This is a genomic window from Bartonella elizabethae F9251 = ATCC 49927 (assembly GCF_000518165.1).
In the GTDB taxonomy this organism is placed as follows: Bacteria; Pseudomonadota; Alphaproteobacteria; order Rhizobiales; family Rhizobiaceae; genus Bartonella; species Bartonella elizabethae.
This window is the reverse complement of the sequence record NZ_JADB01000003.1, coordinates 78298-98065: the sequence shown is the minus strand read 5'-3', so window position 1 is coordinate 98065 and position 19768 is coordinate 78298. Positions and strand designations below refer to the sequence as shown.

The following is a 19768-nucleotide window of genomic DNA, read 5'->3' as shown; positions in this document are numbered from 1 at the left end:
AATACCGATGTTACGATGATCTTTGAACCATCATCATAAAATGGGCTTGTGCAGCTTGATCTTTTTCATAATAACCATGAAATTTTTTTGTAATTGTTGTAGATCCCTGCTTTTGGATTCCTCTCATAACCATGCACATGTGCTCAGCTTCGATCAATACAGCAACACCACGAGGCTTCAGATGCATTTCTAAAGCATCAGCCACTTGCGCTGTCATCGCTTCTTGTGTTTGTAAACGACGAGAAAAAATATCTACAATACGCGCAATTTTTGAAAGGCCAACAATTTTTGCATCAGGAAGATAGCCTATGTGTGCTTTTCCAATAATCGGGATCATATGATGTTCACAGTGCGAATAAAAAGGTATATTTTTTACGATTACCGCTTCATTGTATCCTGAAACCTCTTCAAAAACCGTTCCTAATGTTTCTTCAACTGATTGATGATAACCATTAAAAAGCTCGCGATATGCCTTGGCTATACGTTTTGGAGTTTCTAAAAGCCCTTCCCTCCTTGGATTTTCCCCTACCCATAAGAGTAATGTGCGAATCGCCTCTTCCACCTCTTCAAGACTCGGATGCTTTTTTTCAGATAACAAAGAATCCTTTGCGCCTCTTTTAACACCATTACGCATTCAAAAACTCCAACCTTACTCTATACAAAACATTTGCTATAGACCTATTTCATTTTTTATAATCTCTATATAAGCGAATTAAAAGTTTAAACAATCACGTCTCTCAAAATTTCAGGCAATAGCGCATGAGTGATAATATCTATAGTGATAAAATACTTGAATATGCTGCACATATAAGCAGAATTGGGCGTCTTAATAATCCTGATGCAACATCCAAAAAACAGGCACATCCTTGCGGCTCAACAATCACTGTGGACTTAAAAGTGGAAGATCATATCGTGATAGATTTTGCTCATGAAATACACGCATGTGTGTTAGGGCAAGCCTCAGCATCACTTTTAGCATCTCATATCATCGGACAAACAACACAAGATCTTAAAATATTACGTAAAGTTATCTATCAAATGCTAACCCAAGATGGTCCTTCTCCTCAAGCTCCCTTTGAGGATTTTTCTTGCTTACAGCCCATTAAAGATTATAAAGTGCGCCATGCAGCAACACTACTACCCTTTGATGCAACGATAGACTGCATTCAACAAATTGAAGAAAATAAATGTTCAAATCACAGTTTCGACAAAAAAAAATGACTCGAAATTACACAGGTGCTTGGCAAAAAACACCTGGACGATTACTGGGCATTTTCTTAATACGTTTCTATCAAATAACACTTTCGAGTCTTATAGGCAACCAGTGTCGTCACGCCCCAACGTGTTCAGAATATATATATGAGGCGATCGCACGCCATGGGCTTTGGGCTGGTGCATGGATGGGGCTCTTTCGTATCATACGTTGTGGTCCCTTTGGAACAGATGGCTTTGATCCAGTCCCTCCGTCACTGGGAAATTCTTGCTGTTTTTATAAACCTTGGCGTTACTGGAAAATTTCTGAAAAACACACCAAATAATCCTTTTCTTTTTTCATATGTATTGATAGAAGAGTTAATCTATAAGCTTTTTACTCAGTTTTCACGAAACCATCCGCAATCGTTGGCGGAATTGGATTAAAAGGGTGTTTTTATGTCTTGCTCTATTTCTCTTTCTTTTCCCGATGGTTCAAAACGTAATTACCCCGCCGAAATGACAGGCTTGGAATTAGCAGAATCCATTTCTAAATCACTCGCAAAAAAAGCCGTCGCCTATCGTCTTGATGGCATCATGCGAGATCTATCAGATCCATTGGCAGAGTCTGGTCAAATAGAGATTATTACCCGAGAAGATGCACAGGCTCTTGAACTCATAAGGCATGATTGCGCCCATGTCCTTGCTGAAGCAGTGCAAGAACTTTTTCCTGAAACGCAAGTAACAATAGGTCCTGTAATTGAGAATGGATTCTATTATGATTTTGCACGCCAACAACCTTTCACATTAGATGATCTCACCATCATTGAAAAGAAAATGCGTGAAATTATCCAACGCAATAAACCTTTTAGAAAAGAAATTTGGTCTCGTGAAAAAGCCAGAAGAGTTTTTTCTGAGAAAAAGGAATTTTATAAAGTTGAACTTATTGATAGCATCCCGGACAATCAAGATTTAAAAATCTATTATCAAGGAGAGTGGTTTGATCTTTGTCGCGGACCGCACATGCAATCTACAGGGCAAATTGGAAATGCTTTCAAATTAATGAAAGTTGCAGGAGCTTACTGGCGTGGCGATGCCAATAATCCAATGCTCACGAGAATTTATGGAACAGCATTTGCAAATGAAAATGACTTAAAAGCCTACCTCCATATGCTAGAAGAAGCTGAAAAACGTGATCATCGCCGCTTAGGACGCGAGATGGACTTATTTCATTTTCAAGAAGAAGGTCCAGGAATGATTTTTTGGCACCAAAAAGGCTGGAAAATGTTCCAAAATTTGATCAACTATATGCGTAGACGCCTTGATGATCACCAATATGCAGAAGTAAATGCACCACAAGTTCTCGATAGATCACTTTGGGAAATATCGGGGCATTGGGGCTGGTATAAGGAAAACATGTTCAAAGCAATTCCAGCCGCAGAAGATTCAGACCATGGGAATGTGTATGCCCTTAAACCAATGAATTGTCCTGGTCATGTGCAAATTTTTAAACATGGTTTAAAATCTTATCGTGATTTACCTATTAGACTTGCTGAGTTTGGTCTTGTTCATCGTTATGAGCCTTCAGGCTCTTTGCATGGTCTGATGCGTGTGCGTGGTTTTACACAAGACGATGCACATATTTTTTGTACCGATGAACAATTAGCCGATGAATGTCTCAGTATTAATGACCTTATTTTATCAACGTATGCGGATTTTGGTTTTAAAGAAATCAGCCTTAAGCTTTCAACACGTCCAGAAAAACGAGTTGGATCTGATGCATTATGGGATCATGCAGAAAGTATCATGGAATCTGTCCTTAAAACGATTGAAACAAAATTTGCGGGACAAATCAAAACCAGCATCCTTCCAGGTGAGGGAGCCTTTTATGGTCCAAAATTTGAATATACATTAAAGGATGCTATCGGTCGTGAATGGCAATGTGGAACAACACAACTAGACTTTAATCTTCCTGAACGTTTTGGTGCATTCTATATTGATAAAGATTCAGAAAAACGCCAGCCTGTTATGATCCATCGCGCCATTTTTGGATCAATGGAGCGTTTTCTTGGTATATTAATCGAAAATTTTGCTGGACATATGCCACTTTGGCTTTCTCCTGAGCAAATTGTTGTCGCAACAATTACATCCGAAGCAAATGAATATGCCCAAAAAATAACGGCAAGACTTAAAGCTTCTGGTCTTTCCGCAACAATAGATCTCCGCAATGAAAAAATTAACTATAAAATACGAGAACATTCTTTACAAAAAGTTCCCGTCATTTTGGTCTGTGGCAAACGTGAAGCTGAAACAAACAGCGTCAATATGCGTCGCTTAGGAAGCCCAAATCAAACCCTTTTATCTGTAGAAGATGCAATTAAGCAACTTTCAAATGAAGCCACGCCTCCAGATTTACAGCGTGTAATCAATGCATAACATCATACAAGATGGCAAGACATTAATTTTTCACTGTAAATCGTGAATTTTTGTACAAAATCAAACGGCTTGATAGTGTCGTGTTTTTCACGTTTATACATGATGACCAATCATCAGTAAAAATCACGTAATCACACTTTACGAGGCAGGTTGATGAAAAAATTGAATGTAAAAGCTATAAGTTATTTAAATACAAAAATTATAGATATAGGACGATAACGCCACGATCATGGATAGATCATTACGATAATTACATCAATATCAAGAAAAAAACTAAAAATGAGATTATCATAAATACGTAAATTAGTCGAATAATGATGTATTATCTTATTAAGAGATGACTTTATAAAATAAATATAATAATTTGATTTATAATGATGATCTATATTCATTTATATTAAAAAAAGAATCTCAAACATCATAGAATTTTCTCACTTTAAATCTGTTTTATGTTGCAGAAATTAAAATTATTCGTTTGCACATAACAAACAGGATAAGCTCGTGTGGATAAAAAAGTAAAAAATGTCTAAACCGTTTCAAGTGCCAAGGGCTTGTCTTACAACATTCGGTGGCTGACAAAGTGTGTAATGAAGCCTAGCTTGCTCCTTCACAAATGTAAAAATAGTGGAATTTAACATTATAGGGAGTCTGTCGTGAAATAGGCTTGAGAGCCTTAAGAAAAATCTCTTTAAATAAGGCACGTGAATTGATAACTCAATAGCGCTCTACAAAAGCACCTCACAATCTACACAACGAAGATATACTTTACTTTTCTTGAGAATTATAAAGCTAAATCAAAGGAGAATGACAAAATTTGCTGTTCATTCTTTCCTCTCTTCACATTTGAGCAAATTAAAAACTCTTCCTAAAAAAATAGTAAGCTATGCACACGGGTATATGAGTTGCTCGTTAACATAATAAATCTCGAGCCACATTTATAAAGCGTCTAAATATCTACACACAATACCTTGCGACGCTAAACGCTAGATATTGATTTATAAAAAACTTTTAAAACGTATGTTTTTCTAAAAAAGAAGCACAATATAAAATGCAAAACATTATTGTTATCGTGCTCTATCAAGAACACGCTTACATTCAATGAGTTCAAACAGGATTTCTTGCAACAATGCTTTATCGGTTTTATCTTTGTACAGATTCACAGAACCAACAGAGGTCTCTCCCTCATTTCTCATGAAACTCAAAAGTCCAAAAGAAGACTTTTTAGGTTTATTGCTCGTATTTTCAAAAGTTTGCCCGGCATGTTTTTTCTCTATGACGACATTCATAGCATCAAGATCGCCATTACCAAATGCAGTCACAAAAGCAACACCATTTTCTTTCAAAAGGCGCTGCACACCTTTTATCGTATAACCCTGATCGTACAATAACTGCTTAATACCATTGAGCAAATCAACGTCGACTGGACGATAGTAACGCCTTCCTCCCCCACGTTTCATCGGTTTAATCTGCCTAAAACGTGTTTCCCAGAATCTCAAAACATGCTGCGGAAGCTCCAATAATTCGGCTACTTCGCTAATTGTGCGAAAAGCATCAGAGCTTTTATCCATTTTGCAACACCTTATCTAAAACACGACAAATAATTTGATAATGATTCATTACGTCTCAATTTCTCAACAAGATTAGTCAAAAATAGGACCTCGACTACTTACTAAACAGCTTTTTTAATAAGTCTTTATTTTATACATTTTTTAACAAATACCAAACATTATCACGGCATTTATTTATGAGAGATTATTTTTCTGTCTAGCTCGATGCGAATCTAAAATTCTCTGTTTAAGGATATTTGCAGCCTTAAACGTCACAACACGTCGCGGCGGAATAGGTGCTTCAACACCTGTTTTGGGATTGCGTCCAATACGTTCATTCTTACTGCGAACCTGAAAAGTTGCAAAAGAAGATAATTTAACCGCTTCACCTCTTACAAGTGAGTTGCAAATCTCATCCAAAACCAATTCGACCAAAGCTGCTGATTCAGTATGTGACAAGCCCACTTTTTTACAAACTACGCTCGCTAAGTCTGCACGCGTTACTGTCTTACTTGTCATTATAACCACCTATTAAAATATTAAAAATTACAAAATGACTTATACGTTTTATTCAAATATGGTCAAGTAACCATCATTTACCAACGAATAAGAATTGCTCCCCATGTAAATCCACCTCCCATGGCTTCTAACATGATAAGATCTCCTTTCTTTATCCTTCCATCGTAAAGAGCTGTTGTTAAAGCCAACGGAACGGATGCTGCAGACGTATTACCGTGTTGATTAATGGTAATCACAACTTTATCTGGTGAAATTTTCAGCTTTTTAGCAGATGCTTCAATAATGCGCTTATTAGCCTGGTGAGGGACAAACCAATCGAGTTGTGAAGAATCTATACCTGCAGCTGCAAAACAATCATCAACCACATCCGTTATCATACCAACAGCATATTTAAAAACTTCTCGTCCTTCCATACGCAAATAACCTGTCGTTTGTGTTGTTGAAGGTCCACCATCAACATACAACTTATCGATATAAGCACCATCAGAACGCAATTTCGCAGACAATATACCACGCTCAAAAGCACCTTGCCTTTCAACTTCTTGCGCTTCCAAAACAGCAGCCCCCGCACCATCACCAAACAAAACACATGTTGTACGGTCTTCCCAATCTAAAATTCGAGAAAATGTATCGGACCCAATCACTAAAATTCTTTTAGCGGCTCCACAGCGTAAATAAGAATCTCCTGTTGTTAAAGCAAAAATAAAACCAGAGCAAACAGCTTGAATATCAAAAGCAAATCCATGGCTCATTCCCAAAGCATACTGAATTTCAACAGCAGAAGCAGGAAACGTACGATTTGGCGTTGAGGTTGCTAAAATAATACAATCAATATCCTTTATTGTAAGACCAGCATTTATAAGAGCTGCTTGCGCAGCTTCAACGCCTAAAGAAACCGTTGTTTCATTTTCATTGGCAATATAACGTTGATGTATTCCTGTACGTTGAACAATCCATGAATCTGACGTTTCAACAAACTTTGCAATCTCATCATTTGATAAACTTCTTTTCGGCAAAGCACTTCCTACACCACGTATAATTGATCGAATCATTCAGCTCTCACCTTTTCTTCAGACTTTTTATTTCCATTATAAGAGCTCATCATAATCATTCTCCACTCATCACCACTTCATCTTCCTGATCAAAAAGTGTATCTTTATTCTCATGAAACCGCCGTAAATCAGCCGTTATTTTTTGTAAAAGTTCATTATTAACCATTTCATAACCAACACGAATAGCAGAAGCAAAGCCATTAGCATTAGCGCTGCCATGACTTTTTATGACCACACCATTTAAACCTAAAAGCACGCCTCCATTCACCCTATCGGGATCCATTTTATTTTTCAGTGTACGAAAAGCCCCCCGCGATAAAAAATAACCAAGAGATGTTAAAAAAGAACTGCGCAAAGCAGAATTTAAAATCTCTGCTATCTGTCGCGCTGTTCCTTCTGCAGTTTTTAAAGCAATATTACCAGAAAACCCCTCTGTTACAACAACATCGACTGTCCCTTTTCCAATATCATTGCCCTCAACAAATCCTTTATATTCCAATCCTTCTAATTGCACTTCACGCAATATCATGCCTGCTTTTTTTATTTCATAAAGTCCTTTAACCTCTTCCACCCCCACATTTAAAAGTCCAACACTTGGTTTTTCAATATGATATAAAGCGCGAAACATCCCCGCTCCCATAACTGCCAAATCAACCAATTGACGAGCAGATGCACCAATCGTCGCTCCAATATCTAAAACGATACTCTCCCTGCGAAGGGTTGGCCAGATACCTGCAATACCAGGACGTTCAGCCTCTGCCAACATTTTTAAACAAAAATAAGACATGGCCATAAGCGCCCCCGTATTACCAGCAGAAACGCAAGCATCAGCTTCACCATTTTTTACCGCTTCAATGGCATACCACATTGATGATTTACCACGTCCATTGCGAAGGGCTTGGCTTGGTTTTTCATCCATGCGTGTATAACTTTCTGTAGGATAAAAGCGCGATACAGAATCCAAACGGGGATATTTTTTTAAAACCGGACGAACGACCTCCTCTATCCCATAAAACAGAAAATAAACATCTGATAAATATTTTTGGACAATTGCTGCTCCTGCAATAGCTGCTTCTGGACCGTAATCACCACCCATAACATCCACAGAAATTCTAATCACGCTTTCATATCCCACATCTTTTCATTTACATTTTTAAATGCATATTATGATTTTGGGTGACTAAACACTCATAAAACATATTTTGCGAAAACAGCTCCGCAGAAAATATCGTTTTTATCATAGCATACAATAGATAATTTTTTTATTTTTTTACAATTACTTCCAACTTTTCAAAACAGAAAATGGCGAAAACTTTTGCTCTGCTTCTTCTAAATTTTTAACCACATGCATTTTTATCCCCTCTTTACGTGGATAATGATTAATAGACAACTCAAAAAACTCTTCCATGATTGCACCAATATCAATTCGATCATTATAAAATACTTCCGGTGTATCAAGCCCTTCTACATCTAAAAACAATTCTCGTGTATCTTCTGATATTTTGGGCTTCGTTAAATTTGAATCTTCGGGAACAAAAACAACCTCAATATTTTCACGAAGAATATCTTCTAAGGGTTCTAATGTAACAACACATAACTGTATTATATGCGCTTGCAACAAACCTTTTATACGCACACCGCGTTTTTTCCACGGAAGAATATGGAATTTTCCCTCACAAGATTTTACCTCAACTAAATCATGGTTTTGAGCTAAATGTGTACATTCTTTTTTGTTTGCACAAAGATGAACTCTTATCCCTTTAGCAGGAAGAGAACGGACGGATATTGGATAGGCCAAAGCAAATGCCATCTGAGAAATATTTTGAACATTCATTGACAACTCCCAAACATGAAAATCTATAAAGCACAGTACTTTTATTTAGCTCAAGTATATTTCATTCATTTTTTTCTTTTCTAAAGAAATTCTATATGGCATAATTCGTCTTATAACAGGGAAACTCAATGTAAGCTACGGTAGATTAAACTAAAATTAGAAAAAACTTGAGGTTGCCTTCTTGTCGCGCATCTCAGTATAAAGGAGATATCATTGTTTCAAATGCCTCACATAATAGCCTTAATCAAACGCAAATTGTTGGTTGGTTTATCAATAGCAAGCATCGTAACACTTGCGGGTTGTAGTCTTCTCGATTCTTCAGGATCAAGCCAAATTTATAGAGAGGGTTATATTCTTGATAAAAATGCTCTGAGTTCTATTTCTATTGGCTCAAGTCAAGAGCAAGTTCTTTTAACTTTAGGAACCCCTTCATTAAAAACAAAATATGATAATGAAGTCTTTTATTACATCTCACAAACACGTTATCGTGGGATGCAGTTTATGAAAACAAAGATTATTGACCGCAAAGTTTTAGCTATTTACTTCAATAAAAACAATCAGGTTACAAAAGTTGCTCACTATGGTCTACAAGACGGTCAAGTATTTGATTTCATTACGCAAACAACACCAACATTAACAAAAGAACATCCCTTCTTAATTCAAATTATAAAAGGCCCTGCGAATCTACCACCCCCTAGGTAGAAGATATCGTCCGCTTATCGTTCCAATATGATGACGTCTGATATTATCAGACCTCATCATATGAGAAAATATCATCATTAAGAGCGGATTTTTTTTGCCATACTGTCAAGAACGGCATTAACAAGTTTTGGCTCATCCCCTTCAAAAAACGCTTTAGCTATATCAACATATTCATTCATGACGACCGCAACAGGAACATCTTTACGGTTGATCAGCTCCCACAAAGCGGCTCGTAAAATTGCTCGCAATATGGAATCAAGACGTGAAAGAGACCATTCTGCAGAAAGCTGTTGATGAAGCAGAGGATCAAGCTGCTTTTGGTCTTTTACAACACCCGTTATAATTGCCAAAAACCATTGAAAATCAGCTTCAAGATACTGGTTTCCATCAATATCTTTTCCCAAACGATAAGCCTCATACTCCGCAGCCGTTTCCATCACTCCCGAACCCACGATATCCATTTGATAGAGAGCCTGAACCGCAGCGAGTCTTGCTGCTCCACGTTTATTGGCTGAACGCGGAAAATGTCTGCTTTTTATATCAGCCATACTTAACGATTATCTCCAAATCTCTGTTTTAGAGCGATCATACATAAAGCAGCTTCAGCTGCAAAACCACCTTTATTTTTGCTATCTTGTTTTGCGCGTACCCATGCTTGCTCTTTATTTTCAACAGTTAAAATACCATTTCCAATAGCTAAGTGCTTATGAATAGTTAAATCCATCAAGGCCCGACAAGAATCGTTGGCAACAATTTCAAAGTGATATGTCTCCCCCCGAATAACACAACCCAGTGCAACATAACCATCATAAGATATTTTATTTTGTTCAGCAAAAGCTATTGCAGCTGGTATTTCTAAGGCTCCTGGAACTGTTATAATATCATAACTTGCTTCAGCTTTTTGCAAAGCACTCACCGCACCTTTCAAAAGCGCATCAGAAATCTCTTCATAAAAACGTGCTTCAACAATCAATACGTGAGGCTTTTTACGTATCTCTTTCATCATAATGAAATTCCATAAAAAACGAATCAAAAAAATCAAAAATATAGAGCATAAAATTCTAAAAACGATCAATAGAATTGTAGCTTATTCATCGTCTCTTTTAAAAGAAAAAAGCTTAGCAGCATAACGAGCAAGTTGGTCAATTTCCAAATTGACCCAATCTCCAATTTTAGCTTCTCCCCATGTTGTCACTTCAAGTGTATGGCGAATAATAAGAACATCAAAAACGCAATCCTCCACACTATTAACCGTCAAAGATGTCCCATTAAGAGCAACTGATCCCTTAGATACAATGAAAGGCATAAATTGTCTTGAAACTTTTAAATAAAAACGAATTGCATCCCCTTCATTTTTTTGTTCAATGATTTCAGCCAAGCCATCAATATGACCAGAAACCAAATGCCCTCCCATCTCATCACCCAATCGAAGCGAACGCTCTAAATTAACAAAAGTTCCTTTTTTCCATTGGGCAAGATTTGTTAAACGTAATGTTTCTTCCCACGCCTCAACAACAAACCAATTGAAATCTTCTTGTTTAAAACCTCGTTCCACAACTGTCAGACAAATTCCTGAACACGCAATTGACGCACCAATTGCTAAGCTTTCTATAGCATAGCGTGTAGAAATCTTTACACGCATCCCCTGCTTTAAAAATTGAACATCTTCAACACAACCGATATCGGTTATAATTCCTGTGAACATAATGTCTTACGTCTCCATTTATAAAAACGGTCATTTCCAAACATTTTTGTCTCAATCTCACGAAATTGCGAGAGATAATTTTCAAAATGAGGGGCTGTAATTCCTTTTTTTCCTAAAACAACGGGACTATAAAAACATATCAAATGATCAACACAACCAGCATTCAAAAACTGTTCTCCTGTCTTTACGCCCCCTTCCAGTAAAACACTATTAATCCCCTGTTTATAAAGCATCTGTAAAAGAACAAAGGGGTCTACAAAACCATTATTCATCTCTACGGAATAAACAGACACACCATAGTGCTCCAATGCGTTTTTTTTGTTTTTCTTTGAAAGATCCCCATTACAAATAACCCACGTAGGAGTTTTTATGGCTGTTTGGACAACTTTCGCATCAAGAGGGATAGATAAATCTGCATCCAAAATAATACGAATTGGCGAGCGCATTTCCATTCCTGGCAAGCGGCAATTGAGTTGTGGATCATCGGCTAATATAGTCCCAATACCAACGAGAATAGCATTGTTTTGAGCCCGTAGAATATGCGTATGGGTATGGGAAAGCGTTCCACTAATTTTTATTCCCCCCTCCTTTCTTTTTCCCACGCTATTATCGGCAGAAATTGCCATTTTAAAAGTGACAGCACAACGTTGCAACTTTCTTATACACCAATGTGTCCATAAAGCTTCAAAAGCCTCTTCAGCTAAAATACCCTCAACGACTTCAACACCCGCCGCACGCAAAAGAGCAAGACCACGACCATCCACACGCTTGTCACAATCGGTCAGAGCAACAACAACGCGGGAAATACCTGAATCAATAAGTACATTAACACACGGAGAAGTTTTTCCATAATGTGCGCAAGGTTCTAAAGTAACATAGGCAGTTGCTCCTTGAGCCAAAGAGCCAGCCATGCGTAAAGCTTGCACTTCCGCATGAGGCCTCCCATGAAGAGCTGTTACACCATAGCCCACAATAAATGGCCCCGTACCGCCATCATTTTGCACAATTAGCGTACCCACGGAAGGATTCTCACCTGTAAGCCCCACATGGCGCTCTGCTAAACGGATAGCGGCAGCCATAAACCGTTCATCTTGCACTTTTTTATTCATTAAAACGAGATTCTGTATCCGCTACAGTCTTTGACAACTCATCGATAATATCGTGAAAATCGCTTGCACTACGAAAATCTCGATATACAGAAGCAAAACGGATATAAGCAATATCATCAATTCTTTTTAATGCTTCCATCACAAGATGCCCAATTTTTTCTGAAGCAACCTCTGGTTCCCCCAAACTCTCAAGCTGGCGTACAATGCCAGAGATTGCTCGTTCAATACGATCAGGATCAATATTGCGCTTTCGTACAGCCACATCAACCGATCGCATTAATTTATCACGATCAAATGGCTCACATCGTCCACTTTTTTTAGTAACCAAAAGCTCACGCAATTGAACACGTTCAAAAGTTGTAAAACGACCACCGCAAACGGAACACACACGACGGCGTCGAATCACCGCCCCCTCTTCTGCTGGACGTGAGTCTTTTACCTGTGTATCCTCATATTGACAGTAAGGACAGCGCATTTTTTTATCCTTAACGCATGCTAAGGTAAGAATAAAGAGGAAATTGATTCGTCATATCTTCCACCTTTTTCTTAACAGCCATTTCAACGGCATAATTATCTTCATCACTTTTTGCATTTCGAAGGCCATCAAGGACTTCTGAAATCAGATGACCAACTTGTGTAAACTCTTTTTCTAAAAAACCACGGGTTGTGGCAGCAGGTGATCCCAAACGAATTCCCGATGTTATAGATGGCGTTTCAGGATCAAAAGGAATGCCATTTTTATTGCAGGTCATATGAGCGCGCCCCAAAGCCAATTCTGCACGTTTTCCTGTTAGATTTTTCGAACGTAAATCAACCAACAATAAATGATTATCTGTACCGCCAGACACAATATTAAAACCATTATCCTGTAATGTTTTTGCTAAAATTTTTGCATTAGCGACAACATTAGAAGTGTAACTCTTGAAAGAAGGATGTAAGGCCTCCTCAAATGCCACAGCCTTTGCCGCAATCACATGCATTAAAGGCCCCCCTTGAAGACCAGGGAAAATAGCAGAATTAATTTTTCTGGATAAAGCCTCATCATTCGTCAATATCAAACCACCTCGAGGACCTCGAAGTGATTTATGTGTTGTCGTCGTTACAATATGCGCATGGGGAACAGGGGAAGGATGCACACCACCAGCAACAAGACCAGCAATATGAGACATATCAACAAGGAGATGAGCACCGATCTCATCTGCAATTTCACGGAATCGTTTCCAATCCCAGAATCGAGGATAAGATGAGCCCCCTGCGATAATAAGCTTTGGCTTACGTTCTTTCGCAAGCCGCTCAACCTCATCCATATCAATAATCTGATCTTCCAGACGCACACCATAGGAAACAACATCGAACCATTTTCCTGACATATTGACAGACGAACCATGTGTAAGGTGACCACCAGCATTTAAATCCAATCCCATAAATGTATCACCAGGCTGGAGTAACGCCAGAAAGACAGCTTGATTCATTTGGCTACCAGAATTAGGTTGCACATTGGCAAAAGCAGCACCAAAAAGCTGTTTTGCTCTTTCAATAGCTAAATCCTCAACAACATCGACAAATTGACACCCGCCATAGTAACGCTTTCTTGGATAACCCTCTGCATATTTATTGGTTAAAACAGACCCCTGTGCTTCAAGAACTGCTCTTGAAACAATATTCTCTGAGGCAATCAGCTCAATTTCATGTTGTTGCCGCTCAAATTCCCCTCTAATGGCATTAAAAATTGCACCATCAACTGTCTGTAAATTATCATTAAAAAAGCGCTTTTGTGCGTCATTTTCTTGCTGAGTCATAAAACACATTCCTAACATTAAAAAATAAAGTCACTAAACGATAACACAGCAAACCACGCAAACCAAACATTTTAAACCACTTACACTCAAAAATACTGATACAAATATCTATCTTATTGCGCGCATAGAAACAGTAAAAAACTTCGCTCATAAGACAAGTGAAAAATGAAGTTAAGTTTCTTCTTTTACGCGCTTATCGATAGCTTTTATAAAAAATATCTATAACCTAAAGAAATTCAAGAAGTTAATGATTATGATTTAAGTTGGTAATGATTTAAAATAAATTATAATGAGAAAAGCTGGATATCGTAGGGAAAATTAATACAAGGCAAGTTAAGAATGGTAACCAAAGTTTTTATTGATGGTGAACACGGCACAACTGGGCTACAAATACAAAAGCGTTTAGAGAAACGTACAGATTTAAAACTGCTCTCTCTTGCTCATAAGGATCGCCATAATGTTCATCTGCGACAAGACTATCTTACTCAAACGGATATTGCCATTTTATGTCTTCCAGATGATGCAGCACGTAAAACTGTTCATTGGCTAAAAAAGAATAAAAACATTAGGGTTATTGATAGCTCATCAGCTCACCGTGTTGCGCCAAACTGGGTCTACGGTTTTCCTGAAATGACAGCAGGTCAAAGAAAACGCATTCAAGCAGCCCATTACGTCTCTAATCCTGGATGTTATCCTACCGGTGCCATTAGCTTGATTCGCCCCCTTCGCGAAGCAGGATTGCTAGATGCAGACTATCCCATCTCTATTTATGCAATCTCCGGCTATACCGGTGGTGGAAAACAATTGATTACCCAAATGGAAAATCAATCTCAAGAAAATATTCAGGAAAATTATTTTATCTATGGCCTTAATCTTGAACACAAACATGTGCCAGAAATTAAACTCCATGGACAAATTAATCAAACGCCGCTTTTTATGCCCAGTGTTGGTCGTTTTCCTCAAGGAATGATTGTGAATCTTCCACTACACCGCCATTTATTCACAAAATCAGCAAACTGTTCTGATCTGCGTGAAATTCTTGCAAACCATTACGATGGACAAAACATCATTTCAGTGGCATCACAAGATGAAACGGCTTCTCTTCAAAGACTGAATCCAGAATGTTTTGCCAATAAAGATGGTATGAAACTGTTCGTATTTGGAAACGATCGCGAAGGAATTTTTAATCTCTGTGCCCTCTTCGATAATTTAGGAAAAGGCGCATCAGCTGCTGCTATCCAAAATCTCGATTTAATGCTTTCAGTTAATTAAACGCCATCTTGATATAAACTTTTATTCAGCAACGCGATATGCCCCTTTTGTTGCTCGCCAGTGTGCAACTGCAAAACATAACACGGCTAATGCCATACTTTGATGAATCAGCCCTAAACTTATCGGAACCTCATGTAACAGTGTCAAGATACCTAAAAGTGCTTGGATAATGATCATAACACAGATAAGGAATGCCCGACGAGAGTGCGTTGAATGTGGAACATTTTTTTGTACATAGAAAGCATGAAGAGCCGAGACAATAAATAAAAAATAAGCAAAAAACCGGTGAATAAATTGAACCGTTAAGGGATTTTCGAATAAATTAAGCCAAAAAGGACGATGCTGCAACAATCCATCAGGAATAATCTGACCATCCATAAGAGGCCATGTATTATAGACTTTTCCAGCGTGAAGCCCTGCAACCAAAGCCCCCAAATAAATCTCTATCAAGACGAAAATAACGAGCCAAGCTGCAAAATATTGCACCTTTTGATTGGTTGGTTTTTCTGAATATTCTGCAAGTCCGCGAGATAAATAAGTAACAAAAATAATAACCAAACATGCCGTTATAAGATGAAATGCCAAACGATATTGGCTCACACTTGTTAGATTACTTTGCCCAATCCCTGAAGCGACCATCCACCAACCAATAAAGCCTTGAAAGGCGATAAGGATCGGCACAACAATAAGCGGGAGTAAAATATTTTTTTCAATACGCTTCGTCACCCAAAACCAAATTAATCCCAATAAAGCGACAAGACCAACAAGACGCCCAAGAACACGGTGCGCCCATTCCCACCAAAAAATAACCTTAAAAGCACTTAAAGTCATATCAGAATTAAGCAATTTATACTGCGCTATTTGTTGATACTTTAAAAATTCCTCTTGCCATTGATCCTCACCAATCGGTGGTATAACGCCATGAATTGGCTTCCATTCCGTTATTGATAATCCTGATCCCGTCAAACGGGTTGCTCCCCCTACCAAAACAATTGCTAAGCAAAGCAATAAAATAGAGTAAAGCCACACCTGAATTTGCTTTCGATTTCTCTTTTGCACAGGTGTTAAAAAGTTATCGTTTAATCTTTTTACTGCCATCTCTGATTGCCCCACGCTTCTCTCCAACTACAATGCATTTCTAAATTTAAACAGAAAATCTCCGCACACTAGTATGTACTATAACTTTAGCAAAAAACAAGCGTACCACTATAACACGCAATACATATTTCTTTTTTTACGAAATTCATAACGCAACAACACGATACACAGTCTTTGGAAAGCAACTGACCATCCGCATCATCCAGTCCTGTTCATTAAGAACACTATGACAAATATAATAGTCCGTTAGCTCTGCAAATTGCTCAACCCCATATTTAGGTTCGCTTGCCATCTCTAAAATGATAAAATCATACTCTTTCTTAAATTCTTGTAATATATAGGAAATATTATTTGAAAAATCTTGTGCAGAAACAGCGCTTGTTAACCCTTGAGGGAGAATATCAACCCCCGTATCATAATCACGGTAAATAACGTCATGCAACTGGGCATGGCCCGTTAAAATATCACTCAGTCCCCGATGTGGGCCAATGACTTTCTCGATTTGTTGACCCGAGATATCAACCAACAAAATTGTTTTGTGCTCTTTTGTAAGATGAAGTGAAAGTTTTGCCGCTGTTCGTGCAGCCTCTGGTCCAATGATTGAAATAACGGTTGAAGCGCGCCATTTCAAAACATCAGATAATCCCTCTATCGTAATAAAAGCTTCAAAATTTTTCATTTCTTGAGAGACTAACATACTCTCATTCTTCTTGAGAGCATTTTCTTTTGATCCCAAATTCTCTTCTGAGAGTTGATCTTTTTTACTTCTAAAGCACGGATAAAATAACACTATTCCGAGCAAAAGAGTAAGGAAGCTCACCAATGCACTCACAAGAATATTTTTTCCATAAAGAGCTATAAAAGAAATTGGCGCTAACTTTGTTGGTGTAACCACATGGATCTTTACATTTTGCAAGAGAAGAGAATTATCACTCAATCCTCGATATGAACCCATAACTTTTTCGCTTCTTTGAGTAGGCTTACTCATCGCTTTATTTTGTGCATCGATCTCTGCTTTTATTTTATTTTCAAACGCGTTAAAGATTTCATTCAAAGATTGGGATTGATCTTTTACAAAAAAGCTCACTCTTTTTTTGAGCTGTTTTTCCAACTCCGTTGCAATAATCTCATCGGAATGAACTTGATTAACGATCTGTAAAATTTTATTTTTTAATTGATAAGAAACCGCCTCTAATTCCGCAGTCATGGCCTTAATTTGAGGATGTGTCCACCCCAATTGCGCAGCCATATGTGCTCTTTGTGTTTCCAAGAGATCACGTTTAGATTCCAGAGATACAATTGCTGAATTGCCTGCAATAAGTGATAAAGACAGTAAAGACTGCCCCTTTTCACGCATCATGTTAATTGTTGAATTCAAACTTGTTAAATGAATACGCTTTAAAGTTGCTTGCGTTAATTGCGTCGAAAGATCATGAAGTTCTGTTTGTTTTACACCATGCTGAATAAAAGAATCAACAGAGGCACGAAATCCTTGCATGATATTAACGATTGCAGCATTATCGTATTGTTTGTCTTTTAATTTCTCATTTAACAAAGATTGTTTTTGTTGTATGATTGCTTGTGAAAATGCAGAAAACCAAGTTTCCACACCCTGTTGCGCTGCTTCAAGTGTTTCAGCATGAAAAGTAAGATTGATAAGATCTCCATGACGCGATAAACGAATATTTTCTTGTTTTTTTTTCTTATAAGAAGCACTTAAAGAAAAAGACGAATCATCGAAAAATATGGGCTGTGAAAACAAAAAGGCGATAATATTGTCTTGTTTTTCAATGGATAATGGCTTTCCTACAGAATCAGATAATGAAAAAGCTATAGTTGCTTGATAACCACGGGGCTGAATAAAATAATAAAACGAAATCAAAGAGATACACAGCACTTGCAACAGCAAAACAATCAAAATGTTTCGCCATACTGCACGCACGAACAGTCTTTTATTCCATTTAAGACTCATATTTATTTTAACCAGCAAAATATTTCTTCATATTTTTTTATTAAGAGAAAGTAGTAACTATCCTCTTAACTTACTGTCATATTATTTTGAGATAAGAAAAACACAAAATTTGAGCAAAAAAGTTCAACAATAGCTTTAAAAAACTTAATTCATATTTTTTTTGATATTTTCTAGTTGTTTTTTTGCTTCAGAAGTAAGAACAGCTCTAATGGTAACAGACCCATCATCATGTCCTTCCTGCTTTATTTCTGCAGAGTTTTCATAAAACCAATCAATAAGTGACATTTCATGAGGTTTTAAAAGATATTCAACGCTCTGGACCTCTCCAAAAATTCGCTTTTCAATAGTTTTTAATAATTGATCGAATCCATCCCCTTTAAGTGCTGATACCATGAGAGCAGGATTTGACCGTGTCATTGCGCTCGTTTGTAAAACATTCAAAGCTTGCTCATCTAACATATCAATCTTATTCCAAACTTCTATGATATGCTCTAGATCATCAATATCGATATCAAGACTTGAAAGAACTTCTAAGACATCTTGGGCATGGGCTCGATGATTAAGATCTGACATATCTCTTACATGAATAATGAGATCCGCTTCAATCACTTCTTCAAGGGTTGCTCTAAAAGCTGCAATCAAATTTGTTGGCAAATTAGAGATAAAACCTACAGTATCAGACAAAAGAATCGATTTTCCATGGGGAAGAACAACTTTGCGCAAAGTGGGATCAAGCGTTGCAAATAACATATTCTTTGCTAAAACATCAGCACCGCTTAAACGGTTAAAAAGAGTTGATTTTCCTGCATTCGTATATCCTACCAAAGCAACAACAGGATAAGATGTTTTTTTTCTTTTTGCTCTATGAAGTGCACGCGTTTTAATAACCGTTTCCAATTCGCGACGAATACGAATAATTTTCTCTTGTAAAAGACGCCTGTCAGCTTCAATTTGCGTTTCACCAGGTCCACCTAAGAAGCCACGCCCCCCTCGTTGCCTTTCCAAGTGCGTCCAACTCCGCACAAGCCGCCCTTTTTGATAGGACAAATGCGCCAATTCTACTTGCAAAACCCCTTCTTTTGTTCGTGCACGATCACCAAAAATTTCAAGAATCAAAGCCGTCCTATCGATAACTTTACAATTCCATAATTTTTCTAAATTACGCTGCTGTATTGGCGTTAAAAAGTGATCTATAATCGCAAGCTCAATGGAATATTCATGGATATAATTGGCAAGCGCATCGGCTTTACCTTTTCCAAAGAGAGTCGCAGGACGAGGTGTTGCAATACTAATTATTTCATAATGAACAACTTCTAACCTTATAGCACGCGCTAACCCCAATGCCTCTTGAAGGCGAGAAGATCTAGAGCATTCTCTCAAAGAGTTTTCAGTTCTATTCTCTTGAAAAATCGGTATCAAAACAAGTGCGCGCACTTGTTTTATAACTTGCGAAAATACCCCTCCTAATCTCTCATTTTCATTTATCATAGCAATCTAAGTACTTTAAAAATGGGATAAGAGGTTTATCTTAA

General features: G+C 37.6%; 20 protein-coding genes. 5 read left to right on the top strand and 15 right to left on the bottom strand.

The annotated features are described in order from the left end of the window. Positions 1–10: 10 nt before the first annotated feature. Positions 11–634 carry a GTP cyclohydrolase I FolE gene (folE, locus tag T429_RS0104190; RefSeq protein ID WP_005775127.1) on the bottom strand — a complete coding sequence of 208 codons (624 nt, stop codon included), beginning with the start codon at positions 632–634 and terminating at the stop codon, positions 11–13. 125 nt (positions 635–759) lie between these two features. On the opposite strand from folE, the gene T429_RS0104185 reads away from it, so the two are divergent. From T429_RS0104185 to thrS, 3 genes are all read left to right on the top strand, one after another. After that, positions 760–1221: an iron-sulfur cluster assembly scaffold protein gene (locus T429_RS0104185; protein ID WP_005775128.1), complete on the top strand. Its 462-nt coding sequence runs from the start codon at positions 760–762 to the stop codon at positions 1219–1221. Continuing rightward, the gene (gene yidD / locus T429_RS0104180) at positions 1188–1538 is read left to right on the top strand and encodes a membrane protein insertion efficiency factor YidD (RefSeq protein ID WP_026500876.1); all 351 of its coding nucleotides are present in this window, start codon (positions 1188–1190) and stop codon (positions 1536–1538) included. The genes T429_RS0104185 and yidD overlap by 34 nt, the downstream gene beginning before the upstream one ends. A gap of 112 nt (positions 1539–1650) precedes the next feature. Beyond that, complete coding sequence (gene thrS, locus T429_RS0104175) at positions 1651–3627, top strand: threonine--tRNA ligase (protein WP_005775130.1); 1977 nt, start codon at positions 1651–1653, stop codon at positions 3625–3627. 1064 nt (positions 3628–4691) lie between these two features. On the opposite strand, the gene T429_RS0104170 is transcribed toward thrS, so the two are convergent. The 5 genes from T429_RS0104170 to T429_RS0104150 all read right to left on the bottom strand — a co-directional run bounded on the left by T429_RS0104170 (position 4692) and on the right by T429_RS0104150 (position 8579). Continuing rightward, positions 4692–5195: a MerR family transcriptional regulator gene (locus T429_RS0104170; RefSeq protein ID WP_005773478.1), complete on the bottom strand. Its 504-nt coding sequence runs from the start codon at positions 5193–5195 to the stop codon at positions 4692–4694. A gap of 174 nt (positions 5196–5369) precedes the next feature. After that, positions 5370–5693, bottom strand: a complete 324-nt coding sequence (locus T429_RS0104165) for an integration host factor subunit alpha (RefSeq protein ID WP_005773477.1) — start codon at positions 5691–5693, stop codon at positions 5370–5372. A 77-nt stretch (positions 5694–5770) separates the two neighbouring features. After that, entirely contained in the window at positions 5771–6745 is a 975-nt protein-coding gene (locus T429_RS0104160) for a beta-ketoacyl-ACP synthase III (RefSeq protein WP_005773476.1), read from the bottom strand. Between the two features lie 55 nt (positions 6746–6800). Then, complete coding sequence (gene plsX, locus T429_RS0104155) at positions 6801–7865, bottom strand: phosphate acyltransferase PlsX (RefSeq protein ID WP_005773475.1); 1065 nt, start codon at positions 7863–7865, stop codon at positions 6801–6803. Positions 7866–8021: 156 nt separating this feature from the next. After that, positions 8022–8579, bottom strand: a complete 558-nt coding sequence (locus T429_RS0104150) for a YceD family protein (RefSeq protein WP_005773474.1) — start codon at positions 8577–8579, stop codon at positions 8022–8024. A 222-nt stretch (positions 8580–8801) separates the two neighbouring features. Here T429_RS0104150 and T429_RS0104145 point away from each other — a divergent pair, with 222 nt between their 5' ends. Then, the gene (locus T429_RS0104145; protein ID WP_005773473.1) at positions 8802–9281 is read left to right on the top strand and encodes an outer membrane protein assembly factor BamE; all 480 of its coding nucleotides are present in this window, start codon (positions 8802–8804) and stop codon (positions 9279–9281) included. 77 nt (positions 9282–9358) lie between these two features. Here the strand turns inward: T429_RS0104145 and nusB are convergent, their stop codons facing one another. The 6 genes from nusB to glyA all read right to left on the bottom strand — a co-directional run bounded on the left by nusB (position 9359) and on the right by glyA (position 13894). Beyond that, complete coding sequence (gene nusB / locus T429_RS0104140) at positions 9359–9829, bottom strand: transcription antitermination factor NusB (RefSeq protein ID WP_005773472.1); 471 nt, start codon at positions 9827–9829, stop codon at positions 9359–9361. Positions 9830–9831: 2 nt separating this feature from the next. Next, positions 9832–10287, bottom strand: a complete 456-nt coding sequence (locus tag T429_RS0104135) for a 6,7-dimethyl-8-ribityllumazine synthase (protein WP_005773471.1) — start codon at positions 10285–10287, stop codon at positions 9832–9834. An 81-nt stretch (positions 10288–10368) separates the two neighbouring features. After that, entirely contained in the window at positions 10369–10986 is a 618-nt protein-coding gene (locus tag T429_RS0104130; protein WP_005773470.1) for a riboflavin synthase, read from the bottom strand. Next, positions 10968–12095 (bottom strand): bifunctional diaminohydroxyphosphoribosylaminopyrimidine deaminase/5-amino-6-(5-phosphoribosylamino)uracil reductase RibD, encoded by a 1128-nt coding sequence (gene ribD, locus T429_RS0104125; RefSeq protein ID WP_005773468.1) that lies wholly within the window; start codon positions 12093–12095, stop codon positions 10968–10970. The genes T429_RS0104130 and ribD overlap by 19 nt, the downstream gene beginning before the upstream one ends. After that, entirely contained in the window at positions 12088–12570 is a 483-nt protein-coding gene (gene nrdR / locus T429_RS0104120; RefSeq protein WP_005773467.1) for a transcriptional regulator NrdR, read from the bottom strand. Before nrdR ends, ribD begins: the two co-directional genes overlap by 8 nt. A gap of 10 nt (positions 12571–12580) precedes the next feature. Further along, a complete protein-coding gene (gene glyA, locus T429_RS0104115) occupies positions 12581–13894 on the bottom strand; it encodes a serine hydroxymethyltransferase (protein ID WP_005775133.1) in 1314 nt (437 codons plus the stop codon). Between the two features lie 339 nt (positions 13895–14233). Here glyA and argC point away from each other — a divergent pair, with 339 nt between their 5' ends. Next, the gene (gene argC / locus T429_RS0104110; protein WP_005773465.1) at positions 14234–15166 is read left to right on the top strand and encodes an N-acetyl-gamma-glutamyl-phosphate reductase; all 933 of its coding nucleotides are present in this window, start codon (positions 14234–14236) and stop codon (positions 15164–15166) included. A gap of 21 nt (positions 15167–15187) precedes the next feature. On the opposite strand, the gene T429_RS0104105 is transcribed toward argC, so the two are convergent. The 3 genes from T429_RS0104105 to hflX form a co-directional block, all read right to left on the bottom strand. Further along, the gene (locus T429_RS0104105; RefSeq protein ID WP_244548679.1) at positions 15188–16264 is read right to left on the bottom strand and encodes a COX15/CtaA family protein; all 1077 of its coding nucleotides are present in this window, start codon (positions 16262–16264) and stop codon (positions 15188–15190) included. 145 nt (positions 16265–16409) lie between these two features. Then, positions 16410–18236: a hypothetical protein gene (locus tag T429_RS0104100; RefSeq protein ID WP_005773463.1), complete on the bottom strand. Its 1827-nt coding sequence runs from the start codon at positions 18234–18236 to the stop codon at positions 16410–16412. Positions 18237–18380: 144 nt separating this feature from the next. Further along, the gene (hflX, locus tag T429_RS0104095; RefSeq protein WP_005773462.1) at positions 18381–19724 is read right to left on the bottom strand and encodes a GTPase HflX; all 1344 of its coding nucleotides are present in this window, start codon (positions 19722–19724) and stop codon (positions 18381–18383) included. Positions 19725–19768 lie beyond the last annotated feature (44 nt).

Bases quoted from the DNA above. Each gene is read 5' to 3' on its own strand.
- folE (WP_005775127.1), bottom strand. From the start codon at position 634: ATGCGTAATGGTGTTAAAAGAGGCGCAAAGGATTCTTTGTTATCTGAA.
- T429_RS0104185 (WP_005775128.1), top strand. From the start codon at position 760: ATGAGTGATAATATCTATAGTGATAAAATACTTGAATATGCTGCACAT.
- yidD (WP_026500876.1), top strand. From the start codon at position 1,188: ATGTTCAAATCACAGTTTCGACAAAAAAAAATGACTCGAAATTACACA.
- thrS (WP_005775130.1), top strand. From the start codon at position 1,651: ATGTCTTGCTCTATTTCTCTTTCTTTTCCCGATGGTTCAAAACGTAAT.
- T429_RS0104170 (WP_005773478.1), bottom strand. From the start codon at position 5,195: ATGGATAAAAGCTCTGATGCTTTTCGCACAATTAGCGAAGTAGCCGAA.
- T429_RS0104165 (WP_005773477.1), bottom strand. From the start codon at position 5,693: ATGACAAGTAAGACAGTAACGCGTGCAGACTTAGCGAGCGTAGTTTGT.
- T429_RS0104160 (WP_005773476.1), bottom strand. From the start codon at position 6,745: ATGATTCGATCAATTATACGTGGTGTAGGAAGTGCTTTGCCGAAAAGA.
- T429_RS0104150 (WP_005773474.1), bottom strand. From the start codon at position 8,579: ATGAATGTTCAAAATATTTCTCAGATGGCATTTGCTTTGGCCTATCCA.
- T429_RS0104145 (WP_005773473.1), top strand. From the start codon at position 8,802: ATGCCTCACATAATAGCCTTAATCAAACGCAAATTGTTGGTTGGTTTA.
- nusB (WP_005773472.1), bottom strand. From the start codon at position 9,829: ATGGCTGATATAAAAAGCAGACATTTTCCGCGTTCAGCCAATAAACGT.
- T429_RS0104135 (WP_005773471.1), bottom strand. From the start codon at position 10,287: ATGATGAAAGAGATACGTAAAAAGCCTCACGTATTGATTGTTGAAGCA.
- T429_RS0104130 (WP_005773470.1), bottom strand. From the start codon at position 10,986: ATGTTCACAGGAATTATAACCGATATCGGTTGTGTTGAAGATGTTCAA.
- ribD (WP_005773468.1), bottom strand. From the start codon at position 12,095: ATGAATAAAAAAGTGCAAGATGAACGGTTTATGGCTGCCGCTATCCGT.
- nrdR (WP_005773467.1), bottom strand. From the start codon at position 12,570: ATGCGCTGTCCTTACTGTCAATATGAGGATACACAGGTAAAAGACTCA.
- glyA (WP_005775133.1), bottom strand. From the start codon at position 13,894: ATGACTCAGCAAGAAAATGACGCACAAAAGCGCTTTTTTAATGATAAT.
- argC (WP_005773465.1), top strand. From the start codon at position 14,234: ATGGTAACCAAAGTTTTTATTGATGGTGAACACGGCACAACTGGGCTA.
- T429_RS0104105 (WP_244548679.1), bottom strand. From the start codon at position 16,264: ATGGCAGTAAAAAGATTAAACGATAACTTTTTAACACCTGTGCAAAAG.
- T429_RS0104100 (WP_005773463.1), bottom strand. From the start codon at position 18,236: ATGAGTCTTAAATGGAATAAAAGACTGTTCGTGCGTGCAGTATGGCGA.
- hflX (WP_005773462.1), bottom strand. From the start codon at position 19,724: ATGATAAATGAAAATGAGAGATTAGGAGGGGTATTTTCGCAAGTTATA.